Below are 18,900 nucleotides of genomic sequence, written 5' to 3' on the forward strand. Positions count from 1 at the left end.
TTTAGGTTATTGTTTAGTTAGGTTATAAAGGTTAGTTGTTATCGTCGGTTAAGTTTTCTTTTCTCCGTTTAGCTTCTTCCATTTGTCTATCTATCTGCTCTTCATCTCTGGCATCTTCTGTAGCTTCCGGATTCTTCGGATTGTCCCAATCTTTTTCTTTTTCAGGGAAATCCTCTTTCTGCTCTTTTGGTCTTTTCGGATCTGTCATAATTATCGTGTTTCCGTAATGTGTATTACGATTTTTGTTCCAAAGCGAATTTGGAATTGCTGAAAATATTGCAGAATTGCTTAAAACAACCTGCAGGGGTGTTTTTATACTGTTGTACTGAAATAGTCTATTAGTATTTCTGTATTTACAGCTAAATTTGGTGTATAGTCTAGTATACATTTCTATGACATTCGGGATTCCTTTACACAACTTTCTCCGATTTAGTTAGGGATCGCGCGTAGCAGCAATCCTTGCGTCCTCGATGATTTTGAATGTACCCGGGTTCCAAGTGTAGCAGAGGGTAATAATTTATTAGCGATTTGTTTGTAGACGTCGACGCTGACAGACTCGAGCGAATTGGGGCGAGTGTCGTAAAGAGATCCCCGGTAAAGTCGGAGAACCGGTGATATCCATAAACAGCGCTTTGTTCCCAAACATTCCAATGTTTAAATGTTGAAATCTCGTTCCCATCCACATCATGCAAAATTTTAGATTTGTATTGGGTTAGTCAACTTTACGCGCTGTTAGCACAGCGTTTATAAACTTAAAAACTTACAACTTACAACCTGCCTGCCGGCAGGCTTATAACTTACATCGTACAACTCAAGAAATGGCAGAAATAGATTATAGTGATGACAGTATCCGGTCGCTGGACTGGAAAGAACATATTCGCCTGCGGCCGGGGATGTATATTGGAAAACTCGGTGATGGCTCCGCATATGACGATGGAATCTATGTATTATTAAAAGAAATACTGGATAACTCTATTGATGAGTTTGTTATGGGGTCCGGTCGTACTATCGAAGTGACTGTAACCGATAAAAAGGTTTCTATACGTGATTACGGTCGCGGAATACCTCTTGGTAAAGTAATTGATTGTGTTTCCAAAATAAATACTGGTGGAAAGTATGATTCCAAGGCATTCCAGAAATCTGTCGGTCTGAACGGAGTAGGTACAAAAGCTGTAAACGCCTTGTCTTCAAGCTTTAGCGTTCAGTCATATCGCGATGGCAGGACCAAGAAAGCTGAGTTTGAACAGGGTGTGCTCATCAACGATCAGCCGGAAATGGAAACTACCCAGCGCAACGGTACAGCTGTGGTCTTTTATGCGGATGACACAATCTTCCGTCATTACCATTACATTCCGGAGTTTGTTGAGAGTATGATCTGGAACTATGTGTTCCTGAATTCCGGACTGACTATAAACTTTAACGGCACCAAATTCTTTTCGGAACGGGGTTTATACGACCTTTTAACAAGGAATACAGATGTAGAGACCATTCGTTACCCCATCATACACCTGAAGGGGGATGACATCGAAGTTGCAATGACGCATGGTCAGCAATACGGTGAGGAGTATTACTCTTTTGTAAATGGCCAGCATACCACCCAAGGTGGTACACATCAGGCGGCATTTCGTGAAGCAGTGGTGAAAACTATCCGTGAATTCTACAAAAAGGAATTCGATGCATCGGATGTACGAGCTTCGATAGTTGCGGCTATTTCTATCCGTGTCCAGGAACCGGTTTTCGAATCGCAAACAAAAACCAAGCTGGGCTCGCAGAATATTGCTGCTGACGGTCCGAGCGTAAGAACCTTCATAAACGATTTCATCAAGAAAGCTCTTGACGACTACCTGCATAAACATCCTGCTGATGCTGACGCGCTTTTAAAGCGTATTTTGCAGTCGGAACGGGAACGCAAGGATATCGCAGGTATCAAAAAACTAGCGAATGAGCGCGCCAAGAAGGCCTCACTTCATAATAAGAAACTTCGTGACTGTAAGATCCATTTCGAAGACACGCATGAGCGCAAGCAGGATACAACCTTGTTTATTACAGAGGGTGACTCGGCCAGTGGATCAATAACCAAATCTCGCGATGTGCAGACCCAGGCTGTATTTAGTTTGAAAGGCAAGCCCCTGAACTGCTTTGGACTCACAAAGAAAGTTGTGTACGAAAATGAAGAGTTCAATCTCTTGCAGCATGCCTTAAATATTGAAGATGGTTTAGATAATCTTCGTTACAATAACATTGTTATCGCTACGGATGCGGATGTCGATGGAATGCACATTCGTTTATTGTTGATGACTTTCTTTCTGCAGTTCTTCCCTGACCTTGTTAAGGCAGGGCATGTTTCTATCCTGCAAACTCCTTTATTCAGGGTACGGAATAAAAAAGAAACGATTTACTGCTATAGCGATGAAGAGCGCCAGCGCGCAATACAAAAACTGGGCAATAAGCCAGAGATTACCCGCTTTAAAGGACTTGGAGAAATCTCGCCGGAAGAGTTTGAGCTTTTCATAGGAAAAGATATCCGGCTTGATCCCGTAATCCTCTCAAAAGAACAACCGATAAAAAACCTGCTGGAATATTACATGGGCAAGAATACACCCGATCGGCAGCAGCATATCATACAGAATCTACGGGTTGAGGTAGATTTCATCGGTGAGGAGCCGGCTCCTGAGCCAGTAGTTGAAGAAGTTCTATTGGAAGAATAAAAACCAAGGGCATTTTACGTATATTGTAAACCCTTTCAGCAAATTGCTGAAGGGCTAACAACTTACTATGTCTAATAAGAACATCACGATATCATACCAGGAATATTCATCTATCGACGACCTTAATCCCGAAGATAGAGATCTGTGTAAAGAAGCTACTACAGCTATGGTTAATTCCCATTCCCCGTACTCGGAATTCAGGGTTGGCGCAGCTGTTAGGCTTGAGAGCGGTAAAATTGTTTACGGCAGCAACCAGGAAAATGTAGCTTATCCTTCAGGCCTATGTGCGGAAAGAGTGGCATTATTCACTATCGGATCTACTTATCCTAATGATAAGATTCTGGCCATGGCCATTACCGCCCAGACGGATAATTTCAAGATCATGCATCCTGTAACCTCATGTGGTGCTTGTTTGCAGGTGATGGCGGAATACGAGAAAAAACAATCTCATTCAATCGACGTTTTATTTTACTGTCAGCATGGTTCAATAATTAAAACCAGCGGGATCGAAAGTTTGCTTCCATTTGCGTTTGCAGAAACGAGACTAAAGAAATAATCGTAAATTGTATATTAATATGGTTTAATACCTGTAATTGCTACACAAATGAAGAAAGCTCTCCTCCTCATATCAATGCTGATAGTACATAGCAGCATAAGCAATGCCCAGATCAGACTATCGTCGATAAACGTGAACGACTGGGTGAAGAAGAACTTCAGTGGGCAGGGTGTTGTGGTTGGCAACATAACGCACAAAGGCTACCCGCTTTCAATTCTTTCATTTACCAGTTCTCCAAATGTACTTCAGGTACCAAAAGGCTTAATCCTTTCATCTGGGAATTCTTATAATGTCGCGGGATATAACAATTCACATAACCAGAGTTCAACATTCAGTGACGTAAGCGTTCCGGAAGTAGACAAGGATCTTTCTGCTATGATCAAAGAGAAACTATTTGACGTTTGCAGTATCGAATTCGATTTTGTGCCGATGGATAACAGTATTCAATTTAATTATCAGTTCGGTTCAGATGAGTATCCAGAATATGTGGATTCACCATACAATGATATTTTTGCTTTCATTGTTTCAGACGAAACGGGTTCTAAGAATATTGCCCTGATCCCAACAACCAATGTCCCGGTGAGTATCAATACGGTAAACTTTAAAACGAATAAGGATCATTTTATTGATAATAATCTATACAAGCAGGTGGTGATCAAGCGGCAGGATCCGGTTAAATCAACCTATCGGGGCACATTTCCCGGTCGCGTTTTGCGGGGAATAGCCTCCGTATTTGGGTCGCCAAATTATGCTGGTAGCGCAGATCGTGTAGTGATCGCCCCAGATCCTGAACTCTTGAAGACAATGGATCAGAATCTATACCGCAACCTGCGTTATGATGGGATCACAAAGAAGCTGGTAGCACAAATGTATGTGACGCCCTATAAGAAATGCCATCTAAAAATTGTTCTGGCCGATGTGTCAGACAATATCTACGACTCAGGAGTTTTTATCGAAGACAAAAGCCTTACGGCTAAAAAAGATCCCAGCCAGCCTGCTTTCCAGGATTATCCTGATTTGAGTAAGGTTATTGATCCGAATTTGATCCTGCAGGGTAAGAAGCTGGAAGAAATTATCCCTGATTCTTATAAAAATCAAGTTACACCGGCTATTGTGAACAATCAGCCGCTTCCGCCTTCGCCGGCAACTTCCCAGCCAGTTCCAACTACTCCGGTGCAAACAAATACAGAATCTCCAAAGCCTGCGCCGGTTAAAGCTCCGGTAAGCATTCCGGTACTGGAAAATGCCGTTATCTATTTCGATTTCGACAAATCAGATATTAAAGCTGAGGAAATGGCTAAATTGAAAGATGCCATGGCGAGATTTCAAAAGCTGAGCGAGTTTTATACTTTCCGGATCACAGGGCATACCGATAGCATCGGAAGTATGGCTTACAATGTGGAACTTTCCAAAAGAAGAAATCAATCTGTAACTGCAGCAGTCAACGATATACTTGGTATCCGAAACCTTCCTGCACAGCCTAAATCATTTACTGAACCTGCAGCCGATAATGGTACCGACAGCGGCCGGGCAGCGAACAGGAGGGTGGAAATTATTTTTACCAGAAAATAAGTTTTACGTGATACGTTTTACGTTGTAAGTTTCTAAACGCTGTGTTATGCGTTAACACGTGAACGTATAACGTACGACGTAAAACGTACAACTCAAGGCTTCTTAATCGAATAATTCAACTTAAACCCAACTCCGAATGATTTCAGATCCGTCTCACCCTGGCCGATACCCGTTAAAGGCAACTTGGCATATGGCTGGATGACAAGGCTCACCTGATTGGATAAGGGATGTTCTAATGCAAGGCCAAGATTAACTACACTCAGGAGATGTTTATTCTCATTACGGATTGTATACTCCCGGCGCCCGGTTGGGAAAGCAGGCGAGGGTGCATTGTAAATGAAATCGTATTTTTCAGAAAGCATAATATAAGACGACATACCAGCCGTTGCATAAATCTTATTCACGGCTTTACTACTCACCATCAAGTTTATGTTTAGGGGTATGTCTAATACACGACAGTCAGCGTCTATTTGTCTGGAATAACTGGTCCAGGTGGCAAATGGCTTTTCTATAGTCTTATATGACATCTTATCCGCAGAGTAGAGCTTCTTCGAATAATAAATCCCCGTGCCTGCACTCATACGCTTTCCCAGCCTGTAACTGACGCCTATTCCCATACTCAATCCGAGATCACCCTTCTCTATTCCTTTAACGGAATTTACGTCAGGGGATAATGCGAGGCTTAAAGCCCACCTCCCGGTGGGAAAGGAAGTAGGTCTGAATACAGGCTTTTCGGAGTTTTCCGGTCCATTAGTAAGGCCATCTGAAGGTTTTGATATTTCTGTAGCAGACTGACTTGAAACTGTGCTTGTAATACTGGGATTGATTCCCGCAAATTCTGCAGCGATTTCATGTGGATGCAAGAGTCGCGAAGCAGGGGGAAGATTGTTTCTTAACGTGAATTTTGCAATACCTAGCTTCTGAGATGTACCCAGATCCAGGGAGTTTGCTGAGTTCTGAGTTTTAGTGTTTTTAAATTCAGCGAGAGTTTCTTTCGAAGGGTCGGTAATGTCAGTAATGGGCTTGGATGAAGCTTCAGTATTTGTGGGATCCGCTGAATTGACAGTTGAGTTCGTGATTTTTCCAGCATTCTTCCCCACATTCTTAACTGATTGCGGCTCAGAAATTTCTTTATCATTCATTGTCGGTGCGAGCCATAATGAAAGAAAAATAAGCAAAGCTGCGGCAATACCCGAAAGGGGATAGATCCAGGCGGCAGTCTTTCTTTTCGATCCCTTCCTCAACAGACGTTCCATTTCGTTCCAATTCTTCTCCGAAGCCTTAAACTCCGGAGGAGAATTAAGTGCCTGCCTGAAGAAATTGTCGGTATGGTTTTGATTCGTATTGTTCATTATTGTTATTATGAATAGATCTTACGACCTGTTCAGTTTTTTGTTCCTGGTTTTCCAGCATGCTGACCAACTTCTGCCGGGCTTTAAACAGATTTGACTTCGACGTTCCCGGCGAGATTCCAAGCTGCTCCGCTATTTCATCATGTGTAAAACCATCGATTGCATAAAGGTTAAATACCGCCCGGTAACCTGGCGGCAATGCCTGCACTAGTTTGATCAGGTCGTCATAATTCAGCTTGCTGTCAATAACAGGGTTTTCTCCATATAATTCGAGTTCGTCGATATCATCAGTACCTTGGTGCCTTAGCTGGCTGCGGTAATGGTCAATTGCTGTATTAGTCATGATCCGCCCAAGCCATGGCAAAAAGGGCTTGTTCCCGTCGTAGCGTGTAAGGTTTGTCAGGGCTTTGAAAAAGCCTTCATTTAGAATTTCATTAGCTTCATCCCGGTCGCGGGCGTACCTCAGGCAAATAGCCAAAGCAAAGCCATAGAAATCGTAGTATAATTTCTTTTGACTAACCGTATCACCACGGATGCAGCCCTCTCGAAGATTTTCGGGCAGGTGGTCCAGCGAGTTCTTCAAATTTCAAAGCTTTGATGTATACACGAAAAAGTAATGAGATTGGTTGCTTTTGTAAGAAAATAATTAGGATTCATAGGATGATAGGATTCATAAGATGCAAAGCGGAGAATTACTAACTACGCGTCTCAGTTGTCTGGCTCAAGGGTTTTCAGTCAAAAATCCTACACATCCTATCATCCTATGCATCCTACTTTGGACCTGTGTAAAACTTCATACTAACAATTTCCAAGTATCACTTATATTTACCATCCTATAGAAATATGAGCGAAGAAATAGAAAATACAGGTGCAGAAAACACGCCTGCCGGTGATGAAGCTGTTCATAATGCAATCTCCCTTTCAGGTTTATATGAAAACTGGTTCTTAGATTACGCATCCTACGTAATCCTCGATCGTGCTGTTCCTCATATTCACGATGGTTTAAAGCCTGTGCAGCGCCGTATTCTTCACTCTCTCAAGGAAATGGATGATGGACGCTTTAATAAAGCGGCAAATGTCATTGGGAACACCATGAAGTATCATCCCCATGGTGATGCATCAATAGGAGATGCAATGGTGCAGATCGGTCAAAAAAACCTCCTGATCGATACTCAGGGTAACTGGGGAGATCCTATTACCGGTGATTCAGCAGCAGCACCCCGATACATTGAAGCACGCCTTTCTAAATTTGCCCTCGAGGTTGTTTTTAACCCAGATACAACCGAGTGGCAATCAAGTTATGACGGGCGAAACAAGGAGCCTGTTACTCTCCCTGTTAAATTTCCTTTGCTCTTAGCCCAGGGTGCCGATGGTATCGCTGTGGGCTTGGCAACGAAGATTATGCCTCACAATTTCGTGGAGCTTATTGATAGTTCTATCGAAGTTCTAAAAGGAAATCGGCCAGACCTCCTGCCTGATTTTCAAATGGGCGGTATGGCCGATTTCAGCAATTACAATGAAGGAATGCGGGGCGGTAAGGTACGCGTTCGTGCGAAGATTGTTGAGCGGGACAAGAAAACTTTAGCAATAACTGAAATTCCCTATACAACTACAACAGGAGGCCTGATTGATAGTGTTATTTCCGCGAATGATAAGGGGAAGATCAAGATCAAAAAGATCGAAGACAATACGGCTAAAAGTGTTGAGATCATCATTCACCTTGCTCCGGGTATTTCTCCTGATGTAACAATCGATGCCTTATATGCTTTCACGGATTGTGAAGTTTCGATATCACCAAACACATGTATTATAAAGGGTGACAAACCCTACTTTATGAGTGTGAACGATATCCTGATCGAAAGTACTCATCATACAAAAAACCTGCTCAAGCAGGAACTTGAAATCAAACTTGCCGACCTGAAGGAAAAGATATTCTTCAGTTCCCTGCTGAAGATATTTATTCAGGAAGGTATGTACAAGAATCCTGAATATGAAAGCTCAGGAAATTTCGAGACGGTTGTCGAAGTCCTCGATAAATTGTTTGAGCCGTTCTTCCCGCAGTTTTACCGGGCTATTCTTCCCGAAGATTATAAGAAACTTATTGATAAGCCAATGAGCAGCATTACACGTTTCGATCTCAAAAAATCGGATGAGCAGCTCAAGTCGCTCGAAAATGATATTAAAGAAGTAAATAAACACCTGAAGCATTTGACAGACTATGCGATTGCATGGTTTGAGAAGCTTAAGCAGAAATACGGACCCGGCAGAGAACGCAAAACAGAGATCAGACAGTTTGATAGGGTTGAAGCATCAAAAGTTGCGTTAGCGAACGTTAAGCTCTACATGAACCGCGAAGATGGATTTGTAGGGACCGGCTTGCGCAAGGACGAATTTGTGTGTGATTGCTCTGACCTGGATGAGATCATTGTATTTAGGGAGGACGGTAAGTTCAATGTATCGAAAGTTGCCGAGAAGACTTTTGTTGGCAAAGGTATTTTACATGCACAGGTATTTAAAAAGAACGACGAGCGTACGGTCTATAATATGATCTACCGGGATGGTGAAAGCGGCACTTCCTATATCAAACGGTTTTCTGTGCTTGGTGTTACGCGCGAAAAAGAATATGACCTTACCAAAGGAACCAAAGGCTCAAAAATTCTTTATTTCACCCCAAATCCCAATGGCGAGGCAGAAATTGTAAACGTGCAGTTGAAGCCCCATTCCAAGCTTAAAAAATTACAATTCGATATTGATTTTGCAGAGCATGTGATCAAAGGTCGGAGCTCGATGGGTAACATCGTAACGAAATATCCGGTTAAAAAAGTTGTACTGAAGAGTAAGGGGGTTTCCACCCTTTCCGGGCGTAAGATCTGGTACGATGAGATCTTAAAACGGTTGAATGTTGATTCACGCGGAAAATATCTGGGTGAGTTTGATGGCGACGATAGAGTATTAACGGTCGACAAAAATGGGGTTTATGAGCTAAGCAGCTTTGAACTTAGCAATCATTTTGACGACCACCTTATCCTGATTGAAAAGTATAATCCGGACAAGGTTTTTACCGTCGTGTACCTTGAAGGAAAATCCGGAAGCCATTATTTGAAACGATTTGTTTTTGAAAATGCATCTATAGGTAAGAAGCTGAGTGTAATAAGTGAGGAAAGCGGCTCCAAATTAATTTTACTCACCGGGCTGCAAAAACCGAAAGTGCTTGTAGAACTTTTAAAAGGTAAAACAAAAATCACAGAAACCCTCGAAATGGATCTTTCGGAGGCAATTGAGGTAAAGGGGATGAAAGCTCAGGGCAACCGTCTTTCACCACATGAAGTGAAGTCGGTTGAGCTCATCGCTCCATCAGAGTTGGAAGTAGAGGAAGTGATTATATCTGATCCAATTTCTAAAGGTACCGAGGATGAAGAGGATGAACTGCCCGGTGTACATACCGCAACACCTGTCTCTTCAATGGGGATCGATCTGGTAGAAGGTTTTGATCAAACGGTCGGGACTGATACAATTCAGGCTGAGGATACTTCCTCAGCTCAAGTAGCGCAACCTGGAGAAACTTCTGAAGTCGAAGAGTCGGTTTCGCCCCCGGAAGAACCTAAGCCAGAAGAGCCTGTTAAAACTCAGGAAGAACAAAAACCTGCCAAAAAGATTGATTTTGAGATCACCAATCCTGACGACCTCGATATCGATGATAAGGGGCAGTTGGGACTTTTTTAGGTGAGAGTTGAAAGTTGAAAAGTGAAAGTGCACTCTGCATCAAGTGGGTTTCCCCTCTCAACTTTCCTCTTTCACCTATTTTATTTTACTCCCAAACTCCTTCGTGAACTTCGCCAGTTTGGGCTGGATAACATAGGCGCAATATCCCTGATCCGGGTTGTTATTGTAGTAATTCTGATGGTAGTCTTCTGCAGCGTAGAATTCAGATATTGGAGTGATCTCTGTTACGATTGGACGATCGAACACCATATCTTTCTCAAGTTTATCGATCATGCTCTCTGCTGCAGCCTTTTGCTCCTGGGTATCATAGAATATAACAGATCGATACTGGGTTCCAGCATCATTACCCTGCCGATTTAAGGTCGTCGGATCGTGCGTTTTAAAGAAAACAAGCATTAATTCCTCGAAGCTAATCTCGTTTTCATCATACTCGATCTGGATAATTTCCGCGTGCCCGGTATCGCCATTACAGATATCTTTATAAGTCGGATTTTTGGTGTGCCCGCCCATATAACCCGAAACTACCTTTGTTACCCCCTTAAGGTTTTGGAAAACTGCTTCTGTACACCAGAAACAGCCTCCGCCAAATATTGCTTGCTCCATTGTTTCTTTCTTGTTAGTTGGGATTAATGATTAAGAGTGATCCTTTTGAGGACGAATGGTCTGTTATCAGTAGCTAGTAACCAGTAATCGGTAATCAGTGGTCAGTAATCGGTTATCAGTAATCAGTGATCAGGGCAAATCGGTTATCTAGACACCGTGTTATAGTAAGGTAGTACTCGATACTGATTACCTAGCCCCTACTCTCCACTCTCCACTCTCCACTCTCCACTCTCAACTCTCAACCGTCAACCGTCAACTGTCAACCGTTTACTGGTACTGAATATAACTCGGCTGCGGTTTCAATTTCATTAATTCGGCTGGCGTCATTAAACGGTTCGGAGCTTTTTTAAGGTCATTTTTGTAGAAAAGTTTAAACCCTGTAAATTGCACCGGCTCGTTATAAATGAAATAGCGATGCGTGCCCAATTTTAGTTCAGGCTCGCCCCATCCATCCATATGCATTACAACCTGCACCTCAGGTCTTAACTTGATGCTTTTGTAATTCGTAACCATCTTTCCTGTGAAGCGGTGAACCACAAATATTTTTGGTGGCAGATTATTATCCCGAACTAATTTTGCCAGATAATCCGAAACATAATTGATCTCAGAGGCATCGTATGTACCGATTTTTCTGCCTGGTAAAACGCCACCCTTCATCGAGAATTCCGGGTCGATACCTAAATGGACATTTGGTCTTTTCAGGTATTTTTCCAGACGGGGTAGTTCTTCTCTGATCGTGCTTAAAGCAACCTGGATGTCCAGGAATACGATCATGTCTTTCTTCATCGAAGCAATTTTGAAAACCGAGTCAATTTGCTTATCAGGCATCCTGTTCCGATATTTTCCATCTTTTCCAGGGTCGCCGGCTGCCACAACGGCTATATAATGTAAAGCCGGCTGAACAGGAGTCGAAGGGTCTATTTTTTCCCATTTAGCAACTTCAGCATATAGCATACGCAGCATTTCTTTTGGAGCATATTCACCCAGAGCTCCCATTTTTTTGGAGTATAGGTTTCCATAATAAGTAACTACCCGTTTAAATGGAAGAATTGCTCCCGGCAGGGGGTAGGGCTGATTTTTTACAGGCCATTTACCTGTTGTATCACCGTTTGCCAGTTGCTTGAGTTTTTTATTATATGCTGCCGTGTCAATTGGCGGATATTCACTGGACGTGGCTTTTAACTCACTTTCTGCTTCTTCTGTTTTTGTTGAATCTTTGGCAACAGCTTTTTCTGAAGCTTTTGTGCCTGTTTCTGAACATCCTGCAAAGCTTGCGCTAACTGCAACGCCAATAATTAATGTAATCTGTTTTAAATTCATCATGTGGTTTTACTTATCACGGCCCCATACAGAACCATATCATTAGGTGTTTGTTTTAACTGATCTGTTCATCCTCACAAAATTCTAGTATTACCCCATTTTGGAGTTCAAAAGAAGCGGATTGGATGGTTAGGGGAATTATTGCAGCAAAATAGCTTAGATAAAATTGAATAACAAGTTAATTTTAAATTCTTTAGGCCCCTTTAAAAAATTTGCCGAATACCCCCAAAGGTAATTTGCATCCCGATGTAGCCTGCAAATAAAGTTCACCCGATTCGAGATTTTTTACGCCCGGAAAGGAAGAACGGATAAGGTTATCAACTATAACGGATGAAAAGCCAAGAGAATATGTGTTCAGGATTAAAAAGTGCTCGTTTTCATCTAATAGCGCCACCACATCCTGCATCATCTCCTGTATATTATCCTCAAGCTTCCATTTTTCACCATTCGGACCGTGTCCGTATGCCGGTGGATCCAAAATGATTCCGTTATATTTTTTGCCGCGCTTTACCTCCCTTTTAACAAATTTCAAAGCATCTTCTACGGTCCAGCGTATGTTATCAAGTCCGGATAAGGTCTGGTTTTCGTTTGCCCAGCTCACCACCTGCTTGATAGAATCCACATGGGTAGTTTCTGCACCAGCAGCCCGGGCCGCAAGAGAAGCGCCCCCGGTATAGGCAAACAAATTAAGAACCTTGGGCTGAGGGGTTTTAAATGATTTGATACTTTTGATTATATAATCCCAATTAACTGCTTGCTCAGGGAAAATTCCCAGATGCTTGAATGAGGTCATAGCCAACCGGAATTGGAGAGTAATGTCACCATTCTGGTATTTAATGTGCCATCTGTCTGGGGTCTTTAAATCTTTTTTGATCCATTCACCGGATGTTGCAGAGCGGCCCTTAAAACGGATGTGATGCTGTTTGGTCCATTCACTTTCCTTGAGACCCTTTGCCCATACAGCCTGGGGCTCAGGCCGGATCAGTATGACATTGCCGAAGCGCTCTAATTTTTCAAAATCACCACAGTCGATGAGCTCGTAATCTTTGAAATTTGAAGGAGTTAATAATTGGATCATTGATGATAAATTACCCGCAAGGCCGATCAGGTCTCTACTGAGTTGATTTTTATTTTTTATTCTTTTGCAGTGCCCGCATGAATTTGCTGGCGAAAACGAACTCGTTTAATTCTTCATTATCGGTATCCGAGATCTCTTTATTAGATCCTTCCCACCATTTCTCGCCCTGGTGGAGGAATATTATATTTTCTCCAATACCCATCACAGAGTTCATGTCGTGCGTTACCACGATCGTCGTTGTTTTATATTCTTCTGTTAATTCCTGGATCAGATCGTCAATTACAATGGACGTCTTCGGATCAAGGCCGGAATTCGGCTCATCCACGAAAAGGTATTTCGGGTTCATGGCGATGGCACGCGCGATACCCACACGCTTTTTCATACCTCCCGACAACTCTGCAGGAAATAATTTGTTCTTGCCGGCCAGATTTACACGCTCCAGGCAGAAGTTTACGCGCTCGAGTTTTTCTTTGCGATGTTGATCGGTGAACATATTTAAGGGAAACATAATGTTCTCTTCAACATTCATCGAATCAAATAGTGCGGAACCCTGGAAAAGCATACCAATTTCCGTCCTGATCTCGATGCGCGTTTCAAAATTCATCCTGGTAAAATCACGACCATCATAGATCACGGAGCCTTCTTCGGGTTCGTGAAGTCCGACCATGCATTTTAAAAGTGTAGTTTTTCCCGAACCTGATCCTCCGATGATCAGGTTACACATACCTTCTTTAAAGTCAGCAGATATTCCCTTTAAGACGTGATTTTCTCCAAAGGTTTTATGGATATTTTTTACCTCTATCATAACAGCAACTGGGCAATAACATAATCAGCAAAAAGAATAGCAATACAGCTGATCACAACTGCTTTGGTGCTTGATTGTCCCACTTCAAGCGCACCCCCATCGGTATAAAACCCCTGGTATGCAGATACGGATGTAATAATAAAAGCAAAAATTACAGCTTTCACCATAGATACAGTAAACGTGAACGGGTTGAAATCAGTTGTTATTCCTGTAATAAAATCCTGGGCTGTTACAGCTCCTGAAGCAGTACCTGCAAGATAACCCCCAAAAATACTTAGCCCAATTGAAATTATCACCAGCATGGGTATGGTAACTATGCCGCCAATGATCTTTGGCAGAATGAGATAACCAGGGGAGTTAATACCCATAATTTCCAATGCGTCAATTTGTTCAGTAACCCTCATCGTCCCGATTTGCGAAGCAACGCTTGATCCAACTTTACCTGCTAGTACAATAGCAGAGATTGTAGGACTTAATTCAAGGATGGACGAGTCGCGAACAATACTTCCAATTACGGACTTCGGAATCAAATCACTGACAAGTTGGAATGCGGTTTGAACGGTAGTTACCGCCCCTAGAAAGACCGATATAATGGCTATAATCCCTAAGGACCCCACACCGATGGAGTTCATTTCGTGGAAGATCTCTCTTCTGTAAATATTCCATTTCTCAGGTCTTCGGAATACAGCTTTTAATAATAATATATATTTACCTAGAGGGTGAAATATCATTTGGATCGGATTAATTTAAAAGAATATACAATAATAATACAAAAATGCTGGAGCAAAGAACAAAGAGCAAGGATTAAGGACGCGAATCGGAGGCTACTCAGAGAATAACGCCGATGTGAATCGGACTGCCTGTATTCGCTGCCTGCGGGTTCGCAGGTTTATTCTTTATTCTTTACTATTTTTAGCCAATGAACGCAATCGTAACCGGTGCAACAAAAGGAATCGGCAAGGCATTAGTCGAACTCCTAGCTGCTAACAATTTTAATGTCGCTTTGTGTGCGAGAAATAGTGCTGAGATAGAAACTTTTGTTAAGGAGCTTCGCGAAAAGCATCCTGCTCTTAAATTTTTTGGGCAGGCAGCAGACCTGGAAGTAGAGGTAGATGTAGCCGGTTTCGCTGCATTTGTACAAGCAAACTTGAAGAACGCGGATGTACTTATTAATAATGCCGGCTTATTTATCCCATCAGGTTTGATGCAGGAAGACGACAAAACACTATCAAGACAAATGAAAGTGAATGTCTATACTCCTCATTATCTCTCGAAATTTTTTGTTAAGAATCTGGTTCCGAAAAAAGGCGGCCACATCTTCAATATTTGCTCCATTGCATCGCTGACACCACTTACCGCTTGTGCGTCCTACAGCATCACGAAGTCCGCATTACTTACTCTGACAAAGCTTCTGAGAGAAGAATTGATACATTCAGGGATAAAGGTAACCGCGGTACTGCCAGGTGCAACGCTAACTGATTCATGGTCTGGCACAACGCTGCCGCCTGAACGCTTCGTGCTGCCTCGAGACGTCGCAAATGCTGTTTTAAACTGCCTTTCGATGAGTGCAGGCGCCAATGTGGATGAGATTGTTATTAGGCCATTACAGGGCGAAATCTAATCAGAATATTTTTGTTTCGCTATGCAGAAAGTCTTGATTCCTGGTTCTTGATTCCTGGCTCACAGTTTCACCGACATTTTACCTTCTTTTACCGAGAACTTACCATACCCTGCCTATTTGATGTTTTGGAGAAGAAATTCTTGAAGTAGTTTTGATTTGTCAAAGGGAAGGTAATCCCCAGAAGTACAACTTAAACGAACAACTAAACACTAAACAACAAATCACTAACAAAAAACGCTTTGAACATGGAAAAGAAACTACAACGGAACGAGCAGGAAAAATCGGTAGCAGGAGTTTGCGCCGGACTTGCAGAATACTTTGATGTGGATGTAACCTGGATCCGTATCGCTTTTGTACTGGCTGTCTTGGCTGGATTATCAGGAGTATTGGCCTACATCGTGCTTTGGATAGCTGTACCGGTTAAGCCTTACGTTCCAAACTACGGACAATACACGGCTGATTATAAAGTTTATGACAATGCGGCCGGCCCAATTGGTCCAATAAATGATCCGGCGTTTGCGGGGATTCCTTACCCTAAAAAGAAGAAATCCGGAAATGGCGGCGTAGTAATGGGGATCATATTCGTAATCTTCGGCGCATTCTTCCTTATGGATGAGTTCCACTTTGTGCCATACTGGTTTGAGTTCCACAAGTTATGGCCCCTTGTATTCATAATCCCAGGAATCGTTATGATCACTAACGCCAATAAAAAAACCTGGAAGGAAGAATGGAAAGAGCAGCAGGCAGCAAATCAGGCAGCTAATGATGCGGCGCAGCAATCAAATGCTTCGAATACTGAAGAAGTTACTATCATTGCTGACGAAAATTCAAAAAAAGAAGCATAAAAATCGGGAGCAGCTTGCTGCTCTCATTTTATAAGCAAACTAGAAATATAAAATTATGAAAACCGAAAAAATAATTTGGGGCCTGATCTTCATCTTCGTAGGTACAGTGTTCATGCTCGATAACTTTAATGTGATTAATTTTTATTGGGGATCAGTGTGGCGCTTTTGGCCAATTATCTTCATCCTGATAGGTGCCAACATGCTGCTAAGCAGATTTGCAAATAACACAACGGGTCCAATAGCTGCGGCGACAATCACAGTTCTGGTGCTTGTTTTCATAGGGTACCAGGGCTCAATTCCACGAGAAGACCGTGGCTGGCTGCACTTTAAATTTAATGAGAGCCGCAGGGATAAAAATGTAAACTGGAGCAACGCCAGTGTTTTTACAGAACCTTATACCGGTTCAAAATCCGCAACCTTAAATATTCAGGGTAGCGCTACAGGGTACGAGCTTAAGGACACTACTTCGATGCTCTTTCAGGCGGACGTAAACGAATCGACAGGGGGCTACTCGCTGGAGAAAACAGTTCTTGATTCAGTAGACGTTCTGAACTTCCGGAAGAGAGATAAGAACGGACGTGGTTTAAAGATGGATGATATCGAGACTAACGATACTCGCCTTCGGTTAAATTCAAATCCAATATGGGACATCACGGTTGAGATGGGTGCTGGCGAAACTAACTTCAATTTGGAGAACTTCAAGGTTCGCAACCTGCGTTTTGAAGGCGGTGCTGCATCTTTCCAGGCAAAGGTGGGAACTAAATTACCACTTACAGAGATTACCGTAGAAACCGGCGTGGCGAGTGTGGAGATTGAAGTGCCAAAAGAGTCAGGAACGCGCATCGTTGTAGACAGCGGATTATCATCTAAAGACTTTAGTGGATTTTCCAAACAAGCTGATGGTACGTATAAATCGAGCAACTACGACTCTGCAGCGAATAAAGTAAACATTAACCTGAAAGGTGGATTATCTTCATTCGAAGTAAGAAAGTATTAAATATATTTGTTACAGCTGAGGCGGAAGCTTCCCGGATCAACGGGAGCTTCCGTTTTGCGTATAAGGAGAAATGAAAGGATATATTGTCGTAGTAAAAGGAAAGCCTGAAGGACCGTATTCGCTTGAGCAATTGAAGGAGCTGAAAATCAGGCCTGGGACGTTTGTGAAAACAGAAGAAATGGACGACTACAAAGAAGCCCATGAGATTCCCGAACTCTGCGAACTGCTTGGAATTAAGGCTCAGGTCAGAAAGCCGCAGTATTTCGCTTCCCTCGACGTTCGACTGCTGGCAATCATTATTGATTACTTTATCATTTTTGCTATATACTGCGTAATGGCTACCATTGTTGTGCTTTTTATCGGCGAAAGAGATCAGAGGATCATCGTCGCACTTTCCGGACTCGCGATCATTCCCATTGCCAAAATGATATACAGTATATTTAGCGAGGCCTCATTTCGGCAGGGAACATACGGCAAATTCCTTATGGGGTTGAAAGTAACTGATGAATCGGGGCTTCCGATATCCCTTGGCCAGTCGGCCGTAAGAAACTTATCAAAACTTATCTGCGTAGCAACTCTGGGACTTGGATACGCTTTTGGCTTCTTTGACAAACGTCAGCAGTGCATTCATGACAAAATAGGAGGGACACTGGTGATTAAGGATCGACTCATTTAGGTTTAACTTGACAAGCAGTATATCAATGGAATAAACTTTCTGACGGACGTTTCAAATGATACACCTTTATTGATATTTATTGGGGAAAGTTCATATCTTACTAGCTACAATTATCCACCCAACCTAGCATATAAAACTTTTAAGGTTTTAGCCGAATGATACTTAATCGATTTGTAAAAAACTCTGAAAAACGGAACCGGGTCATACATATTGTCTTTGGCTTTATCATTCTGATCCATGCATGGGAGAAATATGAAACAGGTCATGGCCCATTTGTGTTTTTTCTGATTGCAGGCTTAATATTTATTACACTTGCGATTTTACATCCTGTTTTAGAAAAAAAGTATCCCTGGATTGATGGGGTATTTTTTGTCATCGAAGGAACATTGTCGCTGGCAGTTGCGTACGACTATTTTCATATGGGCAAAAAAGCCTTGCCTTTTGCATACCTGGGAGTGGCGATGCTGCAGTATTTCGTGGCCTTTAGAAAGTCGAGAAAAGGTATTGCTCACCACAAAGCAAAATATTCAGAACCAGTTGATCCTTCCTAAATTCAACACCACTTCGCACCTGGGAGCTTTTAGTTAAACCGGAAGAATACTGGCATGGTATACGTCGTGTCAATGGGCTTTCCCTGTCTAATAGCTGGCTTCCAGTTAGGACTCTCTTTAAACAGCCGGATAGCTTCTTCATCAGTACCATATCCAAGACCCCTGAGTACACGAATATCCTTTATTTCACCAAGTCTGTTCACAAAAAAGCTGATGATAACCCTGCCTTGGATCTGGTTTTTGCTTGCTTCTGGAGGGTACCTAAGATTAGCCTTAAGATATGCCTGCCAGCCGCGCATTCCATTTGGATACTCAGGCGGAACTTCGATTGGACACTCAAACAAACTAGTACCCGATCTGGGCAAAAATGAAGTGCCTTTATCGGTTGCCGTCTTAGCGACCTGTGCCCCTGAACTCAAAGGAAATAACAGAATCCATGCAAATATGATAAAGTTGGAGAATGCCCTCATTGTTTGTAGGACGTTTTACTTGA

18 protein-coding genes are annotated in these 18,900 nt (G+C 42.5%); 9 read left to right on the plus strand and 9 right to left on the minus strand.

Translation table 11 applies throughout. The annotated features are described in order from the left end of the window. Positions 1-31: 31 nt before the first annotated feature. Positions 32-388, minus strand: coding sequence for a hypothetical protein (locus B5X60_RS15640; protein ID WP_139377509.1), 357 nt, complete (start codon positions 386-388; stop codon positions 32-34). A 430-nt stretch (positions 389-818) separates the two neighbouring features. Here B5X60_RS15640 and B5X60_RS15645 point away from each other — a divergent pair, with 430 nt between their 5' ends. The 3 genes from B5X60_RS15645 (at position 819) to B5X60_RS15655 (ending at position 4,836) form a co-directional block, all read left to right on the plus strand. Then, a complete protein-coding gene (locus B5X60_RS15645; RefSeq protein WP_079703669.1) occupies positions 819-2,708 on the plus strand; it encodes a DNA topoisomerase IV subunit B in 1,890 nt (629 codons plus the stop codon). Between the two features lie 67 nt (positions 2,709-2,775). Beyond that, the gene (locus tag B5X60_RS15650) at positions 2,776-3,264 is read left to right on the plus strand and encodes a cytidine deaminase (protein WP_079703670.1); all 489 of its coding nucleotides are present in this window, start codon (positions 2,776-2,778) and stop codon (positions 3,262-3,264) included. A gap of 48 nt (positions 3,265-3,312) precedes the next feature. Next, on the plus strand, positions 3,313-4,836 hold the full coding sequence (locus B5X60_RS15655; RefSeq protein WP_079703671.1) for a choice-of-anchor L domain-containing protein: 1,524 nt from the start codon (positions 3,313-3,315) through the stop codon (positions 4,834-4,836). Between the two features lie 92 nt (positions 4,837-4,928). Here the strand turns inward: B5X60_RS15655 and B5X60_RS15660 are convergent, their stop codons facing one another. Together B5X60_RS15660 and B5X60_RS15665 are read right to left on the minus strand one after the other, a co-directional pair. Further along, positions 4,929-6,188: a hypothetical protein gene (locus tag B5X60_RS15660; protein ID WP_079703672.1), complete on the minus strand. Its 1,260-nt coding sequence runs from the start codon at positions 6,186-6,188 to the stop codon at positions 4,929-4,931. Further along, complete coding sequence (locus B5X60_RS15665) at positions 6,136-6,771, minus strand: RNA polymerase sigma factor (RefSeq protein WP_079703673.1); 636 nt, start codon at positions 6,769-6,771, stop codon at positions 6,136-6,138. The genes B5X60_RS15660 and B5X60_RS15665 overlap by 53 nt, the downstream gene beginning before the upstream one ends. A gap of 260 nt (positions 6,772-7,031) precedes the next feature. Between B5X60_RS15665 and B5X60_RS15670 the strand changes: the two genes are divergently transcribed. Next, on the plus strand, positions 7,032-9,911 hold the full coding sequence (locus B5X60_RS15670) for a DNA gyrase/topoisomerase IV subunit A (protein WP_079703674.1): 2,880 nt from the start codon (positions 7,032-7,034) through the stop codon (positions 9,909-9,911). 75 nt (positions 9,912-9,986) lie between these two features. Here the strand turns inward: B5X60_RS15670 and msrA are convergent, their stop codons facing one another. The 5 genes from msrA to B5X60_RS15695 all read right to left on the minus strand — a co-directional run bounded on the left by msrA (position 9,987) and on the right by B5X60_RS15695 (position 14,448). Further along, on the minus strand, positions 9,987-10,514 hold the full coding sequence (gene msrA / locus B5X60_RS15675; protein WP_079703675.1) for a peptide-methionine (S)-S-oxide reductase MsrA: 528 nt from the start codon (positions 10,512-10,514) through the stop codon (positions 9,987-9,989). 267 nt (positions 10,515-10,781) lie between these two features. After that, positions 10,782-11,834, minus strand: a complete 1,053-nt coding sequence (locus B5X60_RS15680; RefSeq protein ID WP_079703740.1) for a hypothetical protein — start codon at positions 11,832-11,834, stop codon at positions 10,782-10,784. Between the two features lie 193 nt (positions 11,835-12,027). Beyond that, positions 12,028-12,912 carry a class I SAM-dependent methyltransferase gene (locus B5X60_RS15685; protein ID WP_079703676.1) on the minus strand — a complete coding sequence of 295 codons (885 nt, stop codon included), beginning with the start codon at positions 12,910-12,912 and terminating at the stop codon, positions 12,028-12,030. Positions 12,913-12,961: 49 nt separating this feature from the next. Next, positions 12,962-13,717 carry an ABC transporter ATP-binding protein gene (locus B5X60_RS15690; protein ID WP_079703677.1) on the minus strand — a complete coding sequence of 252 codons (756 nt, stop codon included), beginning with the start codon at positions 13,715-13,717 and terminating at the stop codon, positions 12,962-12,964. Then, entirely contained in the window at positions 13,714-14,448 is a 735-nt protein-coding gene (locus tag B5X60_RS15695) for an MlaE family ABC transporter permease (protein ID WP_079703678.1), read from the minus strand. The genes B5X60_RS15690 and B5X60_RS15695 overlap by 4 nt, the downstream gene beginning before the upstream one ends. Before the next feature lie 188 nt (positions 14,449-14,636). Between B5X60_RS15695 and B5X60_RS15700 the strand changes: the two genes are divergently transcribed. The 5 genes from B5X60_RS15700 (at position 14,637) to B5X60_RS15720 (ending at position 18,407) form a co-directional block, all read left to right on the plus strand. Further along, positions 14,637-15,338, plus strand: coding sequence for an SDR family NAD(P)-dependent oxidoreductase (locus B5X60_RS15700; protein WP_079703679.1), 702 nt, complete (start codon positions 14,637-14,639; stop codon positions 15,336-15,338). A gap of 245 nt (positions 15,339-15,583) precedes the next feature. Then, complete coding sequence (locus B5X60_RS15705) at positions 15,584-16,183, plus strand: PspC domain-containing protein (protein WP_079703680.1); 600 nt, start codon at positions 15,584-15,586, stop codon at positions 16,181-16,183. 55 nt (positions 16,184-16,238) lie between these two features. Then, positions 16,239-17,180 carry a LiaF transmembrane domain-containing protein gene (locus B5X60_RS15710; protein ID WP_079703681.1) on the plus strand — a complete coding sequence of 314 codons (942 nt, stop codon included), beginning with the start codon at positions 16,239-16,241 and terminating at the stop codon, positions 17,178-17,180. Positions 17,181-17,250: 70 nt separating this feature from the next. After that, positions 17,251-17,856 carry an RDD family protein gene (locus tag B5X60_RS15715; RefSeq protein WP_079703682.1) on the plus strand — a complete coding sequence of 202 codons (606 nt, stop codon included), beginning with the start codon at positions 17,251-17,253 and terminating at the stop codon, positions 17,854-17,856. A 155-nt stretch (positions 17,857-18,011) separates the two neighbouring features. Then, complete coding sequence (locus tag B5X60_RS15720) at positions 18,012-18,407, plus strand: hypothetical protein (RefSeq protein ID WP_079703683.1); 396 nt, start codon at positions 18,012-18,014, stop codon at positions 18,405-18,407. 29 nt (positions 18,408-18,436) lie between these two features. Here the strand turns inward: B5X60_RS15720 and B5X60_RS15725 are convergent, their stop codons facing one another. Continuing rightward, positions 18,437-18,877, minus strand: a complete 441-nt coding sequence (locus B5X60_RS15725) for an energy transducer TonB (protein ID WP_079703684.1) — start codon at positions 18,875-18,877, stop codon at positions 18,437-18,439. Positions 18,878-18,900 lie beyond the last annotated feature (23 nt).

The sequence above is a fragment of the Daejeonella lutea genome (assembly GCF_900168015.1).
Lineage (GTDB): Bacteria > Bacteroidota > Bacteroidia > Sphingobacteriales > Sphingobacteriaceae > Daejeonella > Daejeonella lutea.